Source organism: Nocardia sp. NPDC056564 (assembly GCF_042793755.1).
Taxonomy (GTDB): Bacteria; Actinomycetota; Actinomycetes; order Mycobacteriales; family Mycobacteriaceae; genus Nocardia.
Genome location: NZ_JBHTUR010000002.1, coordinates 325547 through 344601, shown reverse-complemented (window position 1 = coordinate 344601; position 19055 = coordinate 325547). Strand labels below are relative to the sequence as shown.

Sequence of the window (19055 nt, the reverse complement as noted above, 5' to 3'; positions counted from 1 at the left end):
GTCAGCGGTACTCGGGGTTCTCGAAGTCGAAACGGCAGCCCGCGTCCCATTCGGAGCGCTGGTTGCCGTGCGCGGGGACGCCGCCGGCGTCCTTGAGCATGCGGGCGAAGTGCAGAAGGTTCCAGGTCATGAAGGTGGTGTTGCGATTGGTGAAGTCGTTGGCGGGGCCGCCGGAGCCGGGGTCGAGATAGGACGGGCCGGGGCCGACCTCGCCGATCCAGCCCGCGTCGGCCTGCGGCGGGATGGTGTAGCCGAGGTGCTGAAGGCTGTAGAGGACATTCATGGCGCAGTGCTTGACGCCGTCCTCGTTGCCGGTGATCAGGCAGCCGCCGACCCGGCCGTAGTAGGCGTACTGGCCGCGGTCGTTGAGGATCGACGAGTTCGCGTAGAGGCGTTCGATCACCTGTTTGGTGACGGAACTGTTGTCGCCCAACCAGATCGGGCCGGCGATCACCAGGATGTCGGCGGCCATCACCTGACGTTGCAGTGCGGGCCATTCGTCGGTGGGCCAGCCGTGTTCGGTCATGTCCGGCCACACGCCGAACGCGATGTCGTGATCGACCGCGCGGATGTGAGAGACCTGCACGCCGTTCTTCTCCATGATGCGGGCGCTGATATCGATGAGGCCCTGGGTGTTGCTCACCTCCGGCGAACGCTTGAGGGTGCAGTTGACGAATACCGCGCGCAGGTCGTCGTAGCTGGTCATGGTGTGCTCCTTGGGGTTTCGGCACGGGATCGGTGATCGCCGGCGAGTCGTAGCACCGCGGCGGCGACCACCAGCGCCCAGATCAGGATGAGCGCCACGGCGAGGCCGAGGGGATAGTTCCGGTCGAGGACGGTCGGGTTGTCCGGCATGGCGTGTCCGCGATCGATCACGGGTGCGGCGATCGCGACCAGCGCCACCGTGCAGACCGCCCCGCAGGCCGTGGGGCCCCACCAGGTTCCGGGCAGCATGCGGCGTGCGGTTACGCCCAGGACAGCGCAGAGCGGCGCGAATACCGCGTCGTGCACCAGGATTCCGGCGGCGAACCAGAGCGCGACCGACAACAGGTCGGCGCGCGGGAAGTCGAGCAGCAGGGTGATGCCGTACCAGCCGAGCCACAGCCCGGCCAGGAGCAGCAGGATTCTGATCGCGTTCATGCGCGTGCCTCGATCGTCGAAAGCCATTTCGTTTGCAGCACACCGGGGCGGCTCGGCGCGATGAGCCGGCAGGGATAGCCGTGGTCGACATCCAGCGTTTCGCCGTTCAAGGCCAGCGCCACCAGCGTGTCCGAGTCCTCGACATGACGTTGCGGCAGCACCGAACCGGCATAGATGCCGCTGGTCTCCAAGGAACGGAAGTGCACGTCGCCACCGGGATAGGACCCGACCGCGGCGAGCAGATCCCGCAGCCGCACGCCGGACCAGTCGGCCGCCGCGCTCCACCCTTCGACGCAAGCGATCGGCAGCCGCGCGCGCACCTGCGGCATCGCCAGCAGTTCGTCCCTGCTGAAGCTGTGCCGCCGATCCCCGACCACCACGGTCAGCCGGTAATCGGAGGCGCGCGCCAGCTCGACCACACCCGCCGCCCTGGCCGACCGGTTGACCGGAACCCCTTGCGGCCCTTCCCCACTGCGCGGCGCGAGCACCGCCGCCCACCGCAGGAAGGGAACGGTCTGCCCGGCGACCGCCAGCCCTGCCACACCCGCCGAGACCCACGCCGCGGTCAGCACCGTACGTCGCGAAACATGCCGCCGCCCAACGACATCGCCCGCCGGCCCCGCACCGTCGCCGGCGCTCCCTTCGACCGCGGCTCCGCCGTCCGAGTCGAGGGGACGGGTCAGCGCGTCACGGATTATCGGGAGTTTGACCGCCAGGTGCACGGCCAGCGCACCGATGGCGACGAAGGCCATGGCGTAGTGGGCGGCGGGGAAGAAGAACTTCCACGGGTAGTACTGGGCGATGTTCAGCAGGCCGGTCGATAGTTCGAAGACGATCGCGCCGACCAGCAGGGCGATCGATCCGCGCTCCAGCATGCGCAGGGGTGAGCCGATCACGGGGCGCTGGAACAGCTTCGGGTAGACCGCCCACAGCTTCACCAGCAGCAGTGGAATCGCGGCCACGCCAGAAATGACGTGCAGCCCCTGGGTGAGGCGGTACAGCCACACCGGGTGGGCGGGCCACCAGAACCAGGTCGGTGGATGTTGGATCCAGTGGCTCAGCAGGCCGGTGACGAAGCAGATCAGGATGGCCGAGCCGAGCGCGATGCCCACCCGGCTGGCCACCTCGGGGCCACGGGCGTCGGATACGCGGAACCAGCGGGCCGCGAATGTCCGGCCGCGCCGGATGGTTTCGGGCACGCTCATCGGGCACCGCCGAAGACAGCCGTTCGACCGAACGCGATACGCCCCCTCATGCGATCACCGCCGCCGCGCCCCGGCGGCGCAGCCAGGCGATGTGCCTGCCGCCGACCTCGGCGGTGTCGAGCACCCGAAACCCGCTGGCGTGCGCGAGATGTTCCGCGTGATCGATCCCCACCGCGGCCCATGGAAACCAGGACCCGACGCGCGAGCGGGATTCCAGCCGAATCTGCCGGGTCACCGCGCCGCTGCCCGGACGCCCGAATTCGACGACCGCCAGCCCGTTCGGCGCGAGCAGTTCGGCGGTGCGCGCGAGGATCCGCTTCGGGTCGCCGCCGATCCCGATATTGCCGTCGGCGAGCAGTGCGTACGACCAGCGACCCGCTCCTGGCAACGGACCGAACAGGTCCCGGCGCAACGCGGGCGCGCCGCGGAACCTGGTGATGGCCACGGCCGTTGGCGAGATATCTACGCCGAGCGCGAGCACCCCGCGTTGCAATAGCGCCGCGACCAGCCGTCCGGGACCGCAACCGAGGTCCAACGTCGGCCCGTCACAGCAGCGAGTGAGCGCCCGATCGGCCCTGTGGTCCGCGCCGGCCAGCCCGAGCCACCGCCGGATCGGCATCCGCTGCCGGGTGCCGTCCGCCGCACGCATCCAACACCTTTCGCCGGCCAGCGCATGATCGAAGATGTCGAAATCCGCGCCGATCATCGCGCCACCGGCCGGTGCTCGCGCCGCACGTCCCGCGGAGCGTCGGCGCAGGCGGTCCCGATCGCATCAGGTTGCGCGCGCAGCGGTCGGCTGCGGTACCGCTGTGCCGGTCCACGCTGAACGCGAACCGCGAAATCGCTTGGATCCGGGCAATTCATCGCAGCACCAACCCTCGTTCACGGAGCTCGTCGAAAGTCCGGGCGAAGCGGCCGCACGACACCGCGGCCACCCGGAGCGCGTCGTCGAACGTGTCGACGTCGCTGAACTGCGGCAGTAGATCGACCCGATATCCGCAGTCCTGCACGGCCTTCCGAGTGAGCTCCCCGGTCCGGTCGGTAGACATCGGGACATCGGCGAGTACCCGGGCGGGCTGCGCGCTCGGCAGGCCGAGCGCCCACCAACCGCCGTCATCGGCCGGACCCAGCAGTGCGGTGTCGCCCTCCGCGAGCTCGATCGCGGCCGCCGTCAGCACGTCCGGACCGATCTGCGGTGTGTCCATGCCGATCTGGAGAACCGGGGCGCCGAACGACGCGGCGTCGGCATGCGCATTGGCGAGCCGCGCGCCGAAGCCGTCGCCGCGTTGCGGTACGACCTCGAATTGCGTCAGCGCGGCGGACAATTCATCACCACACTCGGCGGCGCCCAGGTCTCCGGTGAACGCGACCACCCGATGGCTGACATCGCTGCGCAACACCGAGTCGAGGGTGTCGAGCAGTGCGGCGGCTGCCACCCGCGCGGCCTCCCTCGGCGTCAACGGCGGCGTCAACCGGGTCTTCGCGAATCCGGCGATCGGCGCCTTGGCGATCACCAACAGGGTTGCCGGACAGGGGCTCATCGCAGCACCGCCAGGAAATCCTTGGTGGCCCGCGCGGTCCCGATCCACGACCCGGACACCTTGGACACTCCTCCGGCCCGCGGCCGGTAGGCGATGTCCCGCTCCACCACCTGCCAGCCGGCGCCCGCGGCACCGACGAGCAGTTCGAGCGGATACCCGGAACGCAGGTGCAACGGCCCCAGCGACAGCATCCGGCCGCGCCGCGCCACCCGCATCGCGCCGATATCGTGCACCGGCAGCCCGTATTTGCGCCGCAGCCTGCGCGCGATGAGCAGATTGCCCAGCCGCGCGTGCCACGGCCAGACTCCGGCGCGGGTCGGCCGCCTGCGCCCGACCGCGAGATCGGCTCCGCCACGGACCAATTCGACCAGACCGGGCAGTTCGGCCGGATCCATCGATCCGTCGCCGTCGAGCACCGCGACCATCTCGGTGCGCGCCGCCGCGATGCCCGCCTGGACCGCGGCGCCATAGCCCGGTCTCCCTTCGTGCACCACCGTGGCGCCCCGCGCACGGGCGACGGCGGCCGTCCGGTCGGTCGAGCCGTTGTCCACCACCAGCGCGTGGTACCCAACGGGGATGGCGGCGAGCACATCCGGCAACGCGTCAGCTTCGTCTCGGCACGGAATCACCACGGTCACTCCGTCCGGATCACCCTGGGTTCGAGTCACGGGAATGACGCTAAGCCGTCGGACTCTCCATTCGGCCGAAAAACCTGTGACGAAACAGTGACGTCGCCGAAAAAAGCGGTCGGAACAGCGATAACCGTCCGATGGGCAACCTATCGTGATAGCCGTGCATGACGTCTCCGAGGTCGCAGCCCAGCCGCGTGTCCGTATCCGCGGCGACCTGATCAGCGCGGGCATCGCTGCCGCACTGGTCGCGACAGCGTTCATCATCCCGAGAATCGCGGATCCGCAATGGACTAGCAAACTCTACGCGGCCGCCGCGCCGATCTTCGGTTCCTGGGTGCCGCACCTCGGCTGGGGCACCGGCCCGGCGATCCTCATCGCGGCCCTGGTCGCCGTGCGGGGCCCGGCGCTGGCCCGGCGGTTGAGCTGGCGGCGGCTACTGGCGGTTTCGTGGTGCACCGCGCTCGCCTGGACGTTCGCGCTGGTCATGGTCGACGGCTGGCAGCGCGGCTTCGTCGACCGGTTCAACGACCCCAACGAATACCTGCACGAGGTCGGCGGGGTCACCGACATCGCCGCCATGCTGCGCGGCTTCTCCGACCGCATCCTCGACTTCCAGCCGGACTCCTGGACCACCCACGTGTCCGGACATCCGCCGGGCGCACTGCTGTTCTTCGTGCTGCTCGATCGCCTCGGCCTCGGCGGCAGTACCTGGGCAGCCCTGGCCTGCACGCTGATCGGCACCAGCGCCGTGGTCGCGGTCGCGGTCGCGTTGCGCGCGCTCGGGGCCGAGGACCGCGCGCGGGCCGCGCTGCCGTTTCTGGCCCTGGCGCCCGCCGCGGTCTGGATCGCCGTCTCCGCCGACGCGATGTTCGCCGGTGTCACCGCGTGGGCGGTCGCGTTGCTCGCGCTCGCTACCCGGCCCGCGGGCAGTCAGCTCGCGGCGGTCGGGGCGGGGATTCTGTTCGCCTTCGGCATCTACCTCAGTTATGGGTTGACCTTGATGGCGCTACCCGCGGTGGCGGTCCTGATCGCGGGCCGGACCCTCCGGCCGCTGCTGCCCGCGCTGGCCGGCGCGCTGGCGGTGGTCGCCGCCTTCACGCTGTCCGGATTCTGGTGGCTCGACGGCTATCACCTGGTGGTCGAGCGCTACTACCAGGGGGTCGCCAAGAATCGGCCGTACGCGTATTGGTGGTGGGGCAATCTGGCCGCGACCGTGTGCGCGGTCGGCCTGGCGACCGCGGCGGCGCTGCATCGCGCGCTGTCCCCGCGGATACTGCGCGCCCTCGATCCGGCGGCGCTGCTCGTCGCCGCGGCGCTCGGCGCGATCCTGGCCGCGGACATCAGCGGGCTGAGTAAGGCGGAAACCGAACGCATCTGGTTACCGTTCGATATGTGGCTGCTCGCCGCCACCGCGTTCCTGCCCCGGTCCACCGCCCGCGGCTGGCTCGCGGTGCAGGGCCTCGGCACCCTGGTGCTGACCCACACGATCCTGACGAATTGGTGAAACGATGACCATCCTGATCGCCGACGACGATCCCGTTGTCCGGGACGTGGTGCGGCGCTACCTCGAACGCGACGGCCTGACCGTCCGCGAAACCGCGGACGGCCCAGCCACTTTGGCGGCGCTGGCGGACACCGGCGACCAGATCGACCTGGCCGTGCTCGACGTCATGATGCCCGCGCCGGACGGCATCGCGATCTGCCGCGCGATCCGCTCGGGTCCGCGCCCACAGACACCGGTCATCCTGCTCACCGCGCTCGGCGACGAGGACGACCGGGTGCTCGGGCTGGAAGCGGGCGCCGACGATTACGTCACCAAGCCGTTCAGTCCGCGCGAGCTCGCGCTGCGGGTCGCGTCGGTGCTGCGCCGCGCCCAGGTGGTGCGCGAGGACGCGTCGCCGACGTTGCGCGACGGCGCGATCGAGGTGCGGCCCGCCTTCCGGCTCGCGCTGGTCGACGGCGTGCCGGTGGACCTCACGCCCCGCGAATTCGACCTGCTGGTCTTCCTGCTCCGGCATCCGCAGCAGGTGTTCAGCCGCGAGCAGTTGCTCGCCCAGGTGTGGGGCTGGGACTTCGGCGACCTGTCCACCGTCACCGTGCACATCAAGCGATTACGCGCGAAGCTCGGCACCCGCCATCGCATCGAAACGGTGTGGGGCCGCGGGTACGCGTGGGCGCGCACCGAACCGGGAAACGGAGCCGTCGATGCCTGAGGACACCACCCAGCTGATCCTGTACTCGCTGGCCTGCTCGCTGCCGGTGGTGCTGGTCGGCGCCGTGATCCTGCGCGCCACCGGTAACCGCTCGGTGACCACGAGCATGGCCGTGCTGGTGCTGATTCCGACGCTGTCCACCCTCGCGGGCATCATCGGGGTCAGCGGCCTGATGTTCACCGAGCAGTTCCAGCGCACCGCGGTGGTGCTCGGCATCGTCGCGGCCGTCACCGTGCCCGCCGCGGTCCTGCTCGGCCGGGAGCAGGCCCGGAAGATGGTCTGGGAGAAACAGATCCGCGAACAGGAGCGGGCGGCGGAGAAGTCGCGGCGCGAGCTGGTCGCCTGGGTGAGCCACGATCTGCGGACGCCGTTGGCCGGCATTCGGGCGATGGCCGAGGCGCTGTCGGACGGCGTGGTCAGCGGGCAGGCCGACGTGGCGTCCTATGCCGAGCAGATCGGCATCGAGACCAACCGGCTCTCCCGCATGGTCGACGACCTGTTCGAGATGTCGAAGATCAACGCGGGTGCGCTGCGACTCGAACTGGAGCCGGTGGATCTGCGTGAACTGATCGACGAGGTGCTCGCCGCGAACCGGCCGACCGCCGAACGCGCGCAGGTCGAACTGCGCGCGGAGCAGCCGGATTCCCGAATCGTGGTGGCGGCCAACGATCAGGCGCTCGGCCGGGTGCTGACCAACCTGGTGTCCAATGCCATCGCGCACACGCCACCCGGCGGCGAGGTCGCCATCTCGGCGGGCGCCGACGACGGTCAGGCGTGGGCCAGGGTGGACGACACCGGGCCGGGCATCGCCGAGGCGGATCTGCCGCGCATCTTCGAGGTGGCCTACCGCGGGACAGCGGCCCGTTCGCCGGTCGCCGCCGACGGCGTACCCACCGGCAGCGGAATGGGATTGGCGATCGCGGCAGGCCTGGTCGAGGCGCATCGCGGCGACATCACCGCCGAGAACCGGCCCACGGGCAGTCGTTTCGAGGTCCGCCTGCCGCTGTCGGGCAACTGATCACCAGGTCGGTGCGCACACCCCCGCGCTGTCGCGCAGCGGCGCGTACGCGAACTCGGTGAGACCGGCGATCGGATCCACCTGAGCCGCGAAACCCAGCGCGCGCCTTGCCCGGTCCGGATCCGCGACCACGTGGCGCACGTCGCCGGGACGATAGCGCCCGGTCACCACCGGGTCCGGCCCGCCCCGCGCCGCCGCCAGCGTGACCGCGACCTCCCGGATGGTGATGGGCCGCCCGGAGGAGACATTGAGCGGAACGAATCCGGGCAGCGGCTGCTCGACCGCGGCGCGATTGGCCGCGGCGATATCGGTGACGTGCACGAAATCCCGTGTCTGCCCGCCATCCTCGTAGACCTGCGGCGGCTGCCCGGCCTCCAGCGCCGATCGGAAGATCGCCGCGACCCCGGAATAGGGCGTGTCCCTTGGCATATCGTCGCCGTAGACGTTGTGATAGCGCAGCGCGGTCACCGATGATCCGGTCACCGCCGCCCAGGCCGAGGCGTAATTCTCCTGGGCGAGTTTGCTGGCCGCGTACAGGCTGCGCGGACGCAGCGGCGCGTCCTCGTGCACGGCGTCCCAGGTGAGTATCTCGCCGCTGTCCGGGCAGCGGTACTCGAACATCCCGGCCTCCAGGTCGTCGGTCCGGCGAACGCCGACTTCGACTGCGCCGCAACGCTCGCCGCGATAGCGCCCTTCGCCGTACACGACCATCGAGGACGCCAGCACCAGCCGACGGCACCCCGCCCGATCCATCGCCGCCAGCAAGACCGCGGTCCCGAAGTCGTTATGACTCGCATAGGCGGGCGCGTCCTGCGCACTCACCCCGTTGCCGACCACCGCGGCCTGGTGACACACCACATCGATCCCCCGCAGCACCGCGTCGAGCGCGGCCCCGTCGCGAACGTCCACCCGGTCGATGCCTTCGGGCGTCGGCGCCGCCGGACCGTGCGCCGCGGACACCATCAGATCGAGCGAAACCACCTCGTGCCCCGCCTCGGCCAACTCCCGCCGAATATGCGACCCGATGAATCCGGCAGCACCGGTCAGCAGCACCCGCATGCTGATCACCCCAGCCTTTCCGGCTGCCGCGCGGCACTGGCGTCGAGCACGAATGTCCATGCGAGAACTGATGTCATGCACAGATCGTGCCTGGTCCACACCGGACGAAAGGCCATCCACGCCGGACCGTCAGAATTTCGTCATGGTCGGTAGGCGCGTCCGGTCCGGCTCGGCCGACCGCCCAACGGCCCGCGCGACGGATCGCGCGGGCCGGAATTCACGACGGCGCCTCGCTACTGGTCGCCGCGCTTGCAGGGCTGATTCGCCTTGTTTTCTTCTTCGTCTTTCTTGCCGATGGTCGCGGGGGAGGTCGTCCAGGTCGCCAGATAGCATTCGGTCAACTTGATCCGGTCTCCCGGATCTTTATCTCCATTCACCAGTTCCTTGGCGTTTTCCTTCGCCTGCTCGAAATATCTGTCGACGTCCACACCGGCGCCGACCAGCACTTTGTAGTAATCGATCGCCTGCGCGTAGTACACCTTCAGGATGTCTTTGTCCGTCTCGAACATCAGTTTTCCGCCGTTCTCGGCGGCTGTCTTCTGCTGATTCAGATATTCCGCCTCGACCTGGGCACTGTCGCACACTTTGCGTCGGAACTCGTTGGTGTAGTCGCTGGTGGCCTCGGAAAATCCCCACTTCGTCGCATGCGAGACCACGTACCTCGCGGATTTGCTCGGACTATCGATCCCGGTGACCGGATACCGATCCTGAATTTCGCCGAGGGCCGCGAGTGTCCGGCTGTCGAAATCTTTCTTCTCGCACAGCCCATCCGCGTTCGCCGCCCCCATCACCGTCAACCACCCATTGATGTACGGATTGCTCTGCAAGTCGTCTCGTATTTCGCCCAGCGTCCGGCCACCGAGCACCGGCAACGGCTGGTCGGATGCCGGACCGGCCAGAGCGGGAGCCGCGACGGCCACACTCACACAGGCCGCAGCTAACATCGAGACGAAGCGAATACGCGCCAAAATGTCGATCCTTCCGATCATGCCGTCTCGGTCAGCCGACCACCGTTCTGGCGTCAAATGGTTGTGGTGCTGGACAGTATTCGTCGGCAATGCGTGACCGGATGGGTCGGATCACAGAGTGGCCCCAGCACCGCTCTCCCGGGCTGGGGCCACCGTGGTTCCGCGCTGCGCGGGATTCGCGCGGATCAGCCGACTTCGGCGTGGTCGAAGTAGTACGCCGAGGCGGCCAGGTATTGGCAGCAGTCGGGGCCGTGGCCGGCGTGGGTACTGCGGACGAACTGGGCGAGGTCCATGTCCAGATCGAGGGGTTCGATGGTGCAGTCGCGGTGCTGTGTGCTCCACAGGTCCCGCATATCCAGCGATGTCTGCATGGTGCGCCTCCAGCCTGCGTCGTCTATCAACCAGAACAGCATGACCGAAATGCTTACGCCGGAGGAGTACCCGATGCCGGGCCGTTCATACCGAGATCAGGTACTCATCTGGTGACCAGTTGCCAATCGTCGGGTAGGCGGGCGGCGGTGACCTGAGCGCCCTCCACCTCCAGGTCGACGGTGATCGGCCCGAGTCGCAAGGAGGACAGGGTGATTCGGCCCCACTCCGGCGGCACCAGCGGGCGCACGGTGATGGTGCGGTTGGGCACGTCGGGGTCGAGACCGAGGAACGCGCGCACCAGCAGCAGCGGAGCCGCGCTCGCCCACGCCTGCGGCGAGCAGGAGGTCGGATAGGGCACCGGGACCGGGAATCTCGACCGCGGGAAGCCGCAGTACAGCTCGGGTAGTCTGCCGTCGAAAGCCGCTGCGGCGTCGAGCAATCCGGTGGCGAGGCGGGTCGCGAGGTCGACCGCGCCCGGCACGTGCCGGTAGCGCAGCAGGCCGGCCACCGCGATGGCGGTGTCGTGCGGCCACACCGAGCCACAGTGATAGCTCATCGGGTTGTAGGCGCCCATGTCCGAGGACAGGGTGCGCAAGCCGAAGCCGCTGTCCATCTCCGGTCCCGAAAGTCGTTGCACCAGTTCGGCGGCGTGCCCGTCGCCGGCGATGCCGGACCACAGGCAGTGCGCCACATTGCTGGTCAGCGCGTCGACCCGGCGCTTGCCCTGATCGAGCGCGATGGCGTACCACCCGCGCTCGGGCAGCCAGAACTGCTCGGCGAACTTGCCGCGCAGTTCGGCCGCCTGATCGCGCAGCTCGGCCGCCCGGGACGGGTCGTCGAAGGCGTCCGCGAGTGCGGCGCGAGCCAGCAGCGCGGCATGCACGTACCCCTGCACCTCGCACAGCGCGATCGGCGCCTCGGCGATGTGCCCCTCCAGGTCGTTGACGCCGTCCCAACTGTCCTTCCACCCCTGGTTGACCAGGCCACGATCGGTGGCGCGGCGGTATTCGACGAACCCGTCCCCATCGCGATCGCCATAGTCGCTGATCCAGTCGAGCGCCGCGTCGGCCGCGGGTAACAACTCCCTGATCGCCTCCGAATCCGCGCCCCAGCGCAGGCATTCCGCGAGCAGCATCACGAAAAGTGGTGTGGCGTCTACGGTTCCGTAGTAAATGTTGCCGCCGAGCACCAGTCCACCCGCGGGCCCGCGGCGCATCTCGTGCATGATCCGCCCCGGCTCCTCCTCGGTCAGCGGATTCACCGTCTGCCCTTGGAGTTCCGCCAGCTGCTGCAACGTGCCGAGCGCCAGGTCGACCTCGAGCGGCAACGCCATCCACGCGGTGAGCAGGCTGTCGCGGCCGAACAGCGTCATGAACCAGGGCGCGCCGGCCGCGACGAACGGCCGGTTCTGGCCGGTGTCGTCGTGAATCTGCAAGGCGCCCAGGTCGCTTTCGGTGCGCCGCAGCACCTGACTCAGTTCCGGCAGCGAGGCCGCGATGTCGGTGGCGGTATGGCGCCAGGCGGCGATCTTTCGTCCGGGCGCGCTCACCCCGTAGTGCTCGCCCGGCGCCAGCGGGGCCTGGAAGCGCTGATTACCGAGCGTGGGCTGCGCGGCGATCTCGGTCTGCCAGCTCCCGCCGACGGGCACGACCACCCGCCACATCAACGTGCCCGGCAAGACCGAGGGTTCGACGGTCGCCGACACCGAGAGCCCGCGCATCCGATCGGCCCGATCCTGGAACAGCAGCTCGCCCTCGGCCACCGTCACCTCGCACCGGCCGTTGCCGACCCGTCCCTCCTTGACCGCGAACAGGTCGACGAAGTCCGCGTCGACGTGTAATTCGAGGGTGACCGCCGTCGGCTCGCGGCCCATGTTCTCCAGCGTGAGCACCTCGTGCATGCCGTCGGCGATCACCCGCTCACGCACCACCAGCAGCGTGCTGTCGGCCAGCCCGGCCGTCGGCGGTCTTCGCAGCACGAACCGGGCCGCGAACGCCTCCGGGCTGAGCACCGAAAGCGGTTCGGGCAGATGGCCGTCCACCAGCAGCTCCCACCGGGAGATGACCCGCGCGTCCCGGAAGAACAGGCCGTGCGGACGGCCGGGCTCGACATCGCCGAGCCGGTTCGACAGACAGAAGGTGCCGCCCTCCACCAGCGTCACCGAGCCCGCCCCACCGAACCCCGTCGGCTCACCGGAATTCAGCGGGGCGGGGCTGAGCGGGGCGGTGGGATCCGCCGTCACGCGAGACCGCCCGCCGCGGCGGGCACCGGGACGGCCTGGTCCTTGTACCAGCGGTAGCCGGTGCGCCTGCGGGCCCGCATCAGCTTGCGGTAGACCTGCTCGTAGCCCCGGCCCAGCGTGTCGGCGCCGAAATTCGCCTCGACGTGCGCGCGGCAGGCGGCCGGGTCCATGGTCTGCACCTCGGCGATGGCGGCGGTGAGCTCAGCCGGGTCGTCGCACACGCGCCCGGTCACGCCGTCGACGATCACCTCGGACACCGCGCCGCCGCGCAACGCGACCACCGGGGTGCCGCACACCATGGACTCGATCATCACCATGCCGAAGGGTTCCTCCCAACGGATCGGGAACAACAGGCATTTCGCTCCCGCCAGCAGCTTTCGCTTGTCCGCGGCGTCGGCGAGGCCGAACACGTGATCCTGGTCGGTCAACAAGGGGCGTACCTGCTCCTCGAAGTATTTGATCTCGGGCGGCTCGCTGCACTTACCCGCCAGCACGAGCGGCATGCCCGCGGCGTGCGCGGCCTCCAGCGCCAGATGCGGCGCCTTGCACTCGTTGAAGCGGCCGAGGAACAGCGCGTAGTCGTCCTTCTCCGCACGGAACGGCCACTCCTCAGGATGCAGAGCATTATGCACTCGCCCAGCCCAATTCAAATCCGGAGCCAGCTCGCGCTGCCGGTCGCTGATCGCCACGAGCGAGATGTCGTCGCCCATTTCCCGGTAGTACTCATGGCATTCGCCCTCGACGGGGCCGTGCACGGTGACCACGGTCGGCAAGCCAAGGGCCCTATACGCCGGCGCGTTCAGCGGGCCCGCGAAGGTGTGCTCGTGCACGAGGTCGATGCTGCCCGCGGCGGCCAGCTTCTCGATCGCCCGGCGGGCCCGCAGCGCGTGCAGCACCTCGGGGAACGGCTCGCCGAGCCGCTCCGGGCAGATAGCGTCCCACAGCGGAATGAACCTGGCGGCCTTGGTGCCGGGCTCGCCCGCACCGAGCAGGGTCACGTCGTGTCCTCTCGCCACCAGCGAGTCGACCAGATCGGCGACGACGGCCTCGACACCTCCGTACGCCTTGGGTGGCACGTCGAAGTACGGCGGAACAACCATCGCGATGCGGAATCGGGACCCGCTGTGATCGATCGACAGCAAGTCCGAGGTCGAGACCTGACGCGAAACCGCCATGGGAAACTCGCTCATGACCCTCCTTCCAAAGGGCACAACCGTGCAGGGACACAACCGTTTGCTTGGGTACAGCCGTGAGCAATTCGCCCGCCCTGCGCTTCGAGTGCACGCGGGGCACCGAGCTGTGGCCGCCTCGGCGGAGGTGAAGCGTTGCCGCACCGCCGGTCCGTAGGGCTTGGTTGGCCTGATCATCGGGCGCGCGATCAGGGGGGGCCGCCAGTGATGTACCTCACCGGCGCGCACTCAAACCATGCAGTTGGATATGTTGCCGATCGATAGCCGTAATCGCCAGGTGGGAGTGGCTTTTACCAATTCTTACCGAATGCGTCTACCGGCCTGGATATTCGCTCACCCCTCGATGACGACCTTCCCGTCCTGACCGGGGACGACGAAGGTCAGCATGCGCTCGGCCTCGATGCGCAACTCCTCCGCCTCGGCCGCCGACAACGGATGCCACGGGGTAACCCGAATAGTGCTGTCGTCCAAAGACCACCGGCCGTGCACGAAGCCGTCGACCAGGTACATCGGCACGCCCCCGGACGCCTCCCGCGCGATCCGCTGGTAATCCTCGTCGCTGATGATCCGGCGTCGATCCTTGTGGCCGAGCAGCGCGTTGTCGAAGGCGGGCAGAAATCGCACCGGCACCGCCAGATTCGGATCGGCCAGCGGGGCGTCCGGCAGGTCGAACAGCACCCGATGCTGATCGTCGGTGAAAACGCGCAGCCGAGTACGCATCTCGTCGACCACCTCGGCGAGCCGGGTGACCCCGGCCCAGGCCTGCATGTCGGCGACCGTGGCCGGGCCGAACGCGGCCAGGTAGCGCAAGATCAGGGTCTGCGCCTGCGGCTCGGTCGCCATCGGCCGGCCGATCCATTCATCGGCGAGGGCGACGGTCACCGAGCGGTTGCGCCACTTGCCCCACGCCCCGGTGACCGGGCTGTGCACCATGGGGACCAACAGCTCCGCCGACTCGGCGAGCCTGCGCGGGTGCCGGTCCGGAAAGCGCTCGGCGAGCAGCTGACCGAGGTCGGCGCGGGACAGGATGCGGCCGGACAACGCTTCTCGGCCCGCCACGGCGAGCTCGTCCAGATCGATGCCCTCGATCTCGTCGCGGTAGTAGGGCGCCTGCAACGCGGCGTGCACGACCGGGCGCACCGTCGGGCGCAGCCAGCGGAAGTCGTCCGCGTCGGCCAGGTGCACGGTGCGCCGGATCATGGCCGAACGCACCAGTTTTCGCTCGCGCAGCAGCGCGGCCAGGTCGTCGTGCGCGAAGTCGGTCAGCCGGGTCCACAACCCGACGTAGGGCCAGTTGGGTTCCTGCCCCTGCACCGCCACCAGATGGCGCACCAATTCCAACGGGGACATCGCGACCCGCTGCGCCAACATCTGACGCACCAGCAGGGTTCGATTCAGCTCACGCAGCGATAGTTCCGTCATACCTGCCATCTTCGCCGATACCACCGACAGATCGGGGCCCTTCGGCGATCAAATGCGCATACGTATACGTACAATTAACCTATGTTGGATCCCCTCACCCTGACGGTCGGCGCCGCGATCCTCGGCGTCGGCTGGGCCGCCGGGCGATACGGCCACCGCGGCGCCCTCGGCGGCAAGACCAGCCGCAGCGTGGCGCACTGCGGATGCGGGCACGACCTCGCCATCCACGACGCGCAGGCCGGCGAGTGCCATGCCGAGGAGCGGCGGTCGATCGCCCCCGCCACCTGGGAGTGGGTGCGCTGCCCGTGTCGCCGCTACACCGGGCCGCTGCCGGTCGAGGACTACTTCACCCGGCCGATGCTGCCGCCGACGGACTGATCCCACCGCGAGCGTCGGCCGCCGCGGCGTCCCTCCGGCCACCCGATCGGCACAGTTCCGGCTACCCGATTGCCGATGAGACACGTTAGGCGTAGTGTCTCGCTTGAGACATCACATAGGGTGTGTCTCACGAGTCGACGGGCCGTCCGACCGGCGCGCCGACCGACGACGAAGCGAGGTTCGGCAGATGGGCGCACAGGACGGATTCGATTGGAACTGGGCGAACGGCACCGGAGGCAAGCTCGACCGGCGACAGATGGGCAAACTCCTCATCGCCGCGGCCACCCTGGTGCCCGGCGCGTTCAGCAGTCATACGTTGGCATTTCTGGGCGTGCAGGGTTCGGCCGGCCTCGACGAGGTCCAGATGCGAATTCCGGACACCGCGCTGGCCAAGGAAGCCGAAGCGGAGGCGCGCCGCAGATTGACCCCGTGGGTGCTGGAACATTCCTACCGGGTCTACTACTTCGGCAAGGCGCTGGCGAAGCTCGACAACGTGCCCCTCGACGAGGAACTGCACTTCACCACCGCGATCCTGCACGACATCGAGTTCGAACATCCCGTTCCCGGACGATGTTTCGCGGTTCGCGGCGCCGAGGACGCCGAACGTTTCCTCACCGGCCTCGGCACCCCGAGGGACAAGGTGGTGCTCGTGCGCAACGGCATCTCCGGGCACATAACCTTCGGTGTCGAAAAGGATCTGGCGGATCTCGCCGGCGTCGTCTCGGCCGGCTGCGAGACCGACCTGGCCGGCACTCGCATCGAAGAAATGAACCGCGCCTGGGTGGATGCGGTGGTGGCCCAGCACCCGCGCCTCGACTTCAAGCGGCGGGTGATCGAGGCCGTCCGCCTGGAATCCGAGGCCGTTCCGGACGGACGCACCGCATTGATGCGCGAACTGGGATTCGAGCCGGGCGTGTTGAACGCGCCCTTCGCGGAGTGATATTCGCGGGCCGGGTCAGCGGAGCAGCCGGCCGATGATGACCGCCGCGGCACCGGGGTCGGCCGGCTCACCGGTGATGAACTCGCGGTAGTAGAACGATTCACCGACGCGCACGACGGCGTAGGCGAGGGTCCGACTGTCGATATCCGCCGGTTCGCCGATCTCCTCGACGATCCACTCGGTGACGCAGGCGATGAATCGCTGCTGCACCACCCCGTGCCGGGAGGTCAGCACGCGCAGTGCGGTCTCGGCGTGCTCGTGCAGAAACGTTCGCATCGAGGTGCGCGCGACACTGCGGCGGAGCAGCCCCTCGATGGTCTCCGCGATGCCGGTCGCACCCCGGCCTCGATGTCGCGCCCGCAGGTCCGCCAGATCGGCGGCGGCCTGCGACCACACCACTTCGCCCAGAATGCGATCACGGTCGCCGTAGCGGCGATACAGCGTCGCGCGGCTCACCCCGCTGGCCGTGCCCAGCCTGCGGACGTCGATCCAGCCGTCGTGCACGAACATCTCCAGCGCCGCGGCCAGCACCGGATCATCGACGGGCGACGGGGCCGATGACTCCTGCTCCTGCAACACCACGGCCTGAGTGTCTCACACGCGGCCGGCAGCCTGGTCGGCCACCGATCCGCTTGCGCGTCAGTCGACGTCGGGCTGCATCCGCAACGGAACCCCGATGCGGTTCCACAGGTTGATCATCGCGGTGACCGCCACCAGACCGGCCGCCGCGCCCTCGTCGAAGTGCTGCTCCACGCCTGCCCACACCTCGTCGCCGACCCCGTGCTCGCCGAGCCTGGTCACCGCCTCGGCATAGGCGAGGGCCGCGCGTTCGGCGTCGGTGTAGAGCGCGGACTCCCGCCAGGCGTCGAGCTGGAAGATGCGCTTCTCGGTTTCCCCGGCCAGCCGGGCGTCGGTGGTATGCAGATCGATGCAGTAGACGCAGCCGTTGAGCTGCGAGGCGCGAATCTTGACCAGCTCCCGGATCACCGGATCCAGCGGGCCGCGACGGATGGCGCCTTCGGCGGCGAACCACGCCTGGTACAGCTCCGGAGCCACCTTCGCCAGCTTCATCCGTGACACGTCGTCGTCCTTTCCTCGGTGTTCTCCTACATCACCTAGACGAGACAGCCACCGGATGTGTGACGCGCGCTCAGGAATTCGGTAGGCACCGGGCCGGATCGGGCAGTTCGGCGCACGGCGCGTTGCCGTGCGCGCGCAGCACCTCCTTGCCGGTCTGGTCGACCAGGAAGTGCAGGAACGCGGCGGCCAGCGAGTCGCCGGGCAGTTCGCCGGAGCTGTAGGCGTATTCGACACCCCAGAACGGGTACGTGCGGTCGATCGCCGCGTCCCGGCCCGCGGCGACGCCATTGATCGTGACCGTAGGCAGGCCGGCCTCCGCCGCCTCGGAGGACTCGGAATAGCCGATGGCGCCGGGGATTTCGCCGACCGCGCGCTGCATGTCCCTGGTCACCTGGACGTCGCAGTGCGTCGCGGCGGAGATCACCGTGCCCTTGATCGCGGTGCAGCTCACGTGCGGCCGATCGGGTTGCCCCGCGCCGAGTAGCCTGCGCTCGAACGTATTCCGGGTGCCGGAGCCGGGGATCCGGTTCACCAGCACCACCGGGAGGTCGGCCCCGCCGAGCTCGCGCCAGTTGCCGATCCGGCCTTGATACAGATCACGGATCTGCGCGTCGGTGAGGTTCCGCACGCCGACGCCCTGATCGACGATCACGCTGAACAGCGACAGCGCCAGCGGTCGGGACACCAGCCCCGGATACCCGCTCCCCTTCGGTCCGTCGCTGATGGCCAGCATGCTCGAATTGTCCTTGCCTGCTTCGGCCAGCCGGTCCAGCCCCCGCTCGGTGCCCTCGAAGCCGAACGCGAATTCCGCGCCGGTACAACGCTTTCCATACTGATCCGCGGCCTGCTGGACAACCGGCGCGAACGCGGACGAGCCGATCACGGTGAGCTTGCCCGCGGCGCACTCCAGCGGCGTCGGATCGGGTTCGACCGCGGCGACGATGAGCTGAACCGCGATCACCAGCACCAGAAAGATGGTCAGCCCCACCATCATTCGGGGAACGCCGGTGCGGCTCCGGGTTTCGAGGATGCGCCCGCCCTTGATGCCGCCGGTCAGCACCGGAACCGGGTACTCCCCCGTGCCCTCGGACCGTTGCAGGATGGCCAGGATCTTGTAGTGCTCACCGCGATTGAGCGGCACCTTGGGCAGATCGATGACGCCGATGTGCCCGGCCATGTCCTCGCGCACCGCGATGCCGGAATCGCCGTCCAGACTGTCGGCCAGGCCGGGATCGCTGAGCTCGGTCACCGCCATGCCGATCACCAGGCGCTGCGGGAACCGCAGATGCAGGCCGATACGGGCCGGATCGGGCGCCCGGTAGTCGCTCGTGTCGATGGTGGTCGCGCCGCTGTTCTCGATGCGGACCAGGACCACCGAGAGATCCTTCAGATCCGGACTCGCGCCGTCGCGCGCGGGGCGCAGCTGCGGCAGCACGCCGGGGAACACCGACTCGACCTCGCCGGTGACGGGCGTGTCCATCTGCACGCGGTAGCCGAGGCGCTTACGCCCGACGAAGACGAACTCGTACAGGAACGCGCCGATCGGCACCGCGATACCGATGAGCGCCAGCACGATCTCGACCGGAAAGTCGCCCAACGGTCCGTCCACCCCCACACACTCTGTCTGGCAACCATTTTCGGCCGGGCACGGCGAA

20 protein-coding genes are annotated in these 19055 nt (G+C 69.0%); 5 read left to right on the top strand and 15 right to left on the bottom strand.

Annotated features, from left to right (window positions below; genetic code table 11):
* Window position 1: 1 nt before the first annotated feature.
* The 6 genes from ACFQ9K_RS05575 to ACFQ9K_RS05550 form a co-directional block, all read right to left on the bottom strand.
* Window positions 2-706, bottom strand: coding sequence for a flavodoxin family protein (locus ACFQ9K_RS05575; protein WP_378719648.1), 705 nt, complete (start codon window positions 704-706; stop codon window positions 2-4).
* Window positions 703-1140, bottom strand: coding sequence for a hypothetical protein (locus ACFQ9K_RS05570; RefSeq protein WP_378719650.1), 438 nt, complete (start codon window positions 1138-1140; stop codon window positions 703-705). The genes ACFQ9K_RS05575 and ACFQ9K_RS05570 overlap by 4 nt, the downstream gene beginning before the upstream one ends.
* Window positions 1137-2345 carry a molybdopterin-dependent oxidoreductase gene (locus ACFQ9K_RS05565; RefSeq protein WP_378719652.1) on the bottom strand — a complete coding sequence of 403 codons (1209 nt, stop codon included), beginning with the start codon at window positions 2343-2345 and terminating at the stop codon, window positions 1137-1139. Before ACFQ9K_RS05565 ends, ACFQ9K_RS05570 begins: the two co-directional genes overlap by 4 nt.
* Window positions 2346-2391: 46 nt before the next feature.
* Complete coding sequence (locus ACFQ9K_RS05560; protein ID WP_378719654.1) at window positions 2392-2994, bottom strand: methyltransferase domain-containing protein; 603 nt, start codon at window positions 2992-2994, stop codon at window positions 2392-2394.
* Window positions 2995-3205: 211 nt separating this feature from the next.
* Window positions 3206-3886, bottom strand: a complete 681-nt coding sequence (locus ACFQ9K_RS05555) for a DUF2064 domain-containing protein (RefSeq protein WP_378719655.1) — start codon at window positions 3884-3886, stop codon at window positions 3206-3208.
* Window positions 3883-4554: a glycosyltransferase family 2 protein gene (locus tag ACFQ9K_RS05550; protein WP_378719657.1), complete on the bottom strand. Its 672-nt coding sequence runs from the start codon at window positions 4552-4554 to the stop codon at window positions 3883-3885. Before ACFQ9K_RS05550 ends, ACFQ9K_RS05555 begins: the two co-directional genes overlap by 4 nt.
* A 124-nt stretch (window positions 4555-4678) precedes the next feature.
* Here ACFQ9K_RS05550 and ACFQ9K_RS05545 point away from each other — a divergent pair, with 124 nt between their 5' ends.
* The 3 genes from ACFQ9K_RS05545 to ACFQ9K_RS05535 are packed head-to-tail and all read left to right on the top strand — an operon-like array spanning window position 4679 to window position 7749.
* Window positions 4679-6022 carry a hypothetical protein gene (locus ACFQ9K_RS05545; protein ID WP_378719659.1) on the top strand — a complete coding sequence of 448 codons (1344 nt, stop codon included), beginning with the start codon at window positions 4679-4681 and terminating at the stop codon, window positions 6020-6022.
* Window positions 6023-6026: 4 nt separating this feature from the next.
* Window positions 6027-6731, top strand: coding sequence for a response regulator transcription factor (locus ACFQ9K_RS05540; protein ID WP_378719661.1), 705 nt, complete (start codon window positions 6027-6029; stop codon window positions 6729-6731).
* Window positions 6724-7749 carry a sensor histidine kinase gene (locus ACFQ9K_RS05535; RefSeq protein WP_378719663.1) on the top strand — a complete coding sequence of 342 codons (1026 nt, stop codon included), beginning with the start codon at window positions 6724-6726 and terminating at the stop codon, window positions 7747-7749. Before ACFQ9K_RS05540 ends, ACFQ9K_RS05535 begins: the two co-directional genes overlap by 8 nt.
* Here the strand turns inward: ACFQ9K_RS05535 and ACFQ9K_RS05530 are convergent, their stop codons facing one another.
* The 6 genes from ACFQ9K_RS05530 to ACFQ9K_RS05505 all read right to left on the bottom strand — a co-directional run bounded on the left by ACFQ9K_RS05530 (window position 7750) and on the right by ACFQ9K_RS05505 (window position 15002).
* Window positions 7750-8808 carry an NAD-dependent epimerase/dehydratase family protein gene (locus ACFQ9K_RS05530; RefSeq protein ID WP_378719672.1) on the bottom strand — a complete coding sequence of 353 codons (1059 nt, stop codon included), beginning with the start codon at window positions 8806-8808 and terminating at the stop codon, window positions 7750-7752. It abuts the gene before it with no gap.
* A 233-nt stretch (window positions 8809-9041) separates the two neighbouring features.
* Window positions 9042-9797, bottom strand: a complete 756-nt coding sequence (locus ACFQ9K_RS05525; RefSeq protein ID WP_378722406.1) for a hypothetical protein — start codon at window positions 9795-9797, stop codon at window positions 9042-9044.
* A 164-nt stretch (window positions 9798-9961) separates the two neighbouring features.
* Window positions 9962-10189 carry a hypothetical protein gene (locus tag ACFQ9K_RS05520; protein ID WP_378722407.1) on the bottom strand — a complete coding sequence of 76 codons (228 nt, stop codon included), beginning with the start codon at window positions 10187-10189 and terminating at the stop codon, window positions 9962-9964.
* A gap of 62 nt (window positions 10190-10251) precedes the next feature.
* A complete protein-coding gene (locus ACFQ9K_RS05515; RefSeq protein WP_378722409.1) occupies window positions 10252-12390 on the bottom strand; it encodes a glycogen debranching N-terminal domain-containing protein in 2139 nt (712 codons plus the stop codon).
* Window positions 12387-13490, bottom strand: coding sequence for a glycosyltransferase family 4 protein (locus ACFQ9K_RS05510; RefSeq protein ID WP_378722431.1), 1104 nt, complete (start codon window positions 13488-13490; stop codon window positions 12387-12389). The genes ACFQ9K_RS05515 and ACFQ9K_RS05510 overlap by 4 nt, the downstream gene beginning before the upstream one ends.
* Window positions 13491-13913: 423 nt before the next feature.
* Window positions 13914-15002, bottom strand: a complete 1089-nt coding sequence (locus tag ACFQ9K_RS05505) for a winged helix DNA-binding domain-containing protein (protein WP_378722410.1) — start codon at window positions 15000-15002, stop codon at window positions 13914-13916.
* Window positions 15003-15083: 81 nt separating this feature from the next.
* On the opposite strand from ACFQ9K_RS05505, the gene ACFQ9K_RS05500 reads away from it, so the two are divergent.
* Window positions 15084-15380 carry a hypothetical protein gene (locus ACFQ9K_RS05500; protein WP_378722411.1) on the top strand — a complete coding sequence of 99 codons (297 nt, stop codon included), beginning with the start codon at window positions 15084-15086 and terminating at the stop codon, window positions 15378-15380.
* 187 nt (window positions 15381-15567) lie between these two features.
* Window positions 15568-16320, top strand: coding sequence for a phosphohydrolase (locus tag ACFQ9K_RS05495; RefSeq protein ID WP_378722412.1), 753 nt, complete (start codon window positions 15568-15570; stop codon window positions 16318-16320).
* Window positions 16321-16335: 15 nt separating this feature from the next.
* Here the strand turns inward: ACFQ9K_RS05495 and ACFQ9K_RS05490 are convergent, their stop codons facing one another.
* The 3 genes from ACFQ9K_RS05490 to ACFQ9K_RS05480 all read right to left on the bottom strand — a co-directional run bounded on the left by ACFQ9K_RS05490 (window position 16336) and on the right by ACFQ9K_RS05480 (window position 19009).
* Complete coding sequence (locus ACFQ9K_RS05490; RefSeq protein ID WP_378722414.1) at window positions 16336-16902, bottom strand: QsdR family transcriptional regulator; 567 nt, start codon at window positions 16900-16902, stop codon at window positions 16336-16338.
* Window positions 16903-16959: 57 nt separating this feature from the next.
* Entirely contained in the window at window positions 16960-17391 is a 432-nt protein-coding gene (locus ACFQ9K_RS05485) for a carboxymuconolactone decarboxylase family protein (RefSeq protein WP_378722432.1), read from the bottom strand.
* Between the two features lie 79 nt (window positions 17392-17470).
* A complete protein-coding gene (locus ACFQ9K_RS05480; protein ID WP_378722416.1) occupies window positions 17471-19009 on the bottom strand; it encodes a PstS family phosphate ABC transporter substrate-binding protein in 1539 nt (512 codons plus the stop codon).
* Window positions 19010-19055 lie beyond the last annotated feature (46 nt).

Bases quoted from the DNA above. Each gene is read 5' to 3' on its own strand.
- ACFQ9K_RS05495 (WP_378722412.1), top strand. From the start codon at position 15,568: ATGGGCGCACAGGACGGATTCGATTGGAACTGGGCGAACGGCACCGGA.
- ACFQ9K_RS05575 (WP_378719648.1), bottom strand. From the start codon at position 706: ATGACCAGCTACGACGACCTGCGCGCGGTATTCGTCAACTGCACCCTC.
- ACFQ9K_RS05525 (WP_378722406.1), bottom strand. From the start codon at position 9,797: ATGATCGGAAGGATCGACATTTTGGCGCGTATTCGCTTCGTCTCGATG.
- ACFQ9K_RS05570 (WP_378719650.1), bottom strand. From the start codon at position 1,140: ATGAACGCGATCAGAATCCTGCTGCTCCTGGCCGGGCTGTGGCTCGGC.
- ACFQ9K_RS05555 (WP_378719655.1), bottom strand. From the start codon at position 3,886: ATGAGCCCCTGTCCGGCAACCCTGTTGGTGATCGCCAAGGCGCCGATC.
- ACFQ9K_RS05510 (WP_378722431.1), bottom strand. From the start codon at position 13,490: ATGGTTGTTCCGCCGTACTTCGACGTGCCACCCAAGGCGTACGGAGGT.
- ACFQ9K_RS05520 (WP_378722407.1), bottom strand. From the start codon at position 10,189: ATGCTGTTCTGGTTGATAGACGACGCAGGCTGGAGGCGCACCATGCAG.
- ACFQ9K_RS05485 (WP_378722432.1), bottom strand. From the start codon at position 17,391: ATGAAGCTGGCGAAGGTGGCTCCGGAGCTGTACCAGGCGTGGTTCGCC.
- ACFQ9K_RS05565 (WP_378719652.1), bottom strand. From the start codon at position 2,345: ATGAGCGTGCCCGAAACCATCCGGCGCGGCCGGACATTCGCGGCCCGC.
- ACFQ9K_RS05540 (WP_378719661.1), top strand. From the start codon at position 6,027: ATGACCATCCTGATCGCCGACGACGATCCCGTTGTCCGGGACGTGGTG.
- ACFQ9K_RS05500 (WP_378722411.1), top strand. From the start codon at position 15,084: ATGTTGGATCCCCTCACCCTGACGGTCGGCGCCGCGATCCTCGGCGTC.
- ACFQ9K_RS05530 (WP_378719672.1), bottom strand. From the start codon at position 8,808: ATGCGGGTGCTGCTGACCGGTGCTGCCGGATTCATCGGGTCGCATATT.
- ACFQ9K_RS05505 (WP_378722410.1), bottom strand. From the start codon at position 15,002: ATGACGGAACTATCGCTGCGTGAGCTGAATCGAACCCTGCTGGTGCGT.
- ACFQ9K_RS05560 (WP_378719654.1), bottom strand. From the start codon at position 2,994: ATGCGTGCGGCGGACGGCACCCGGCAGCGGATGCCGATCCGGCGGTGG.
- ACFQ9K_RS05535 (WP_378719663.1), top strand. From the start codon at position 6,724: ATGCCTGAGGACACCACCCAGCTGATCCTGTACTCGCTGGCCTGCTCG.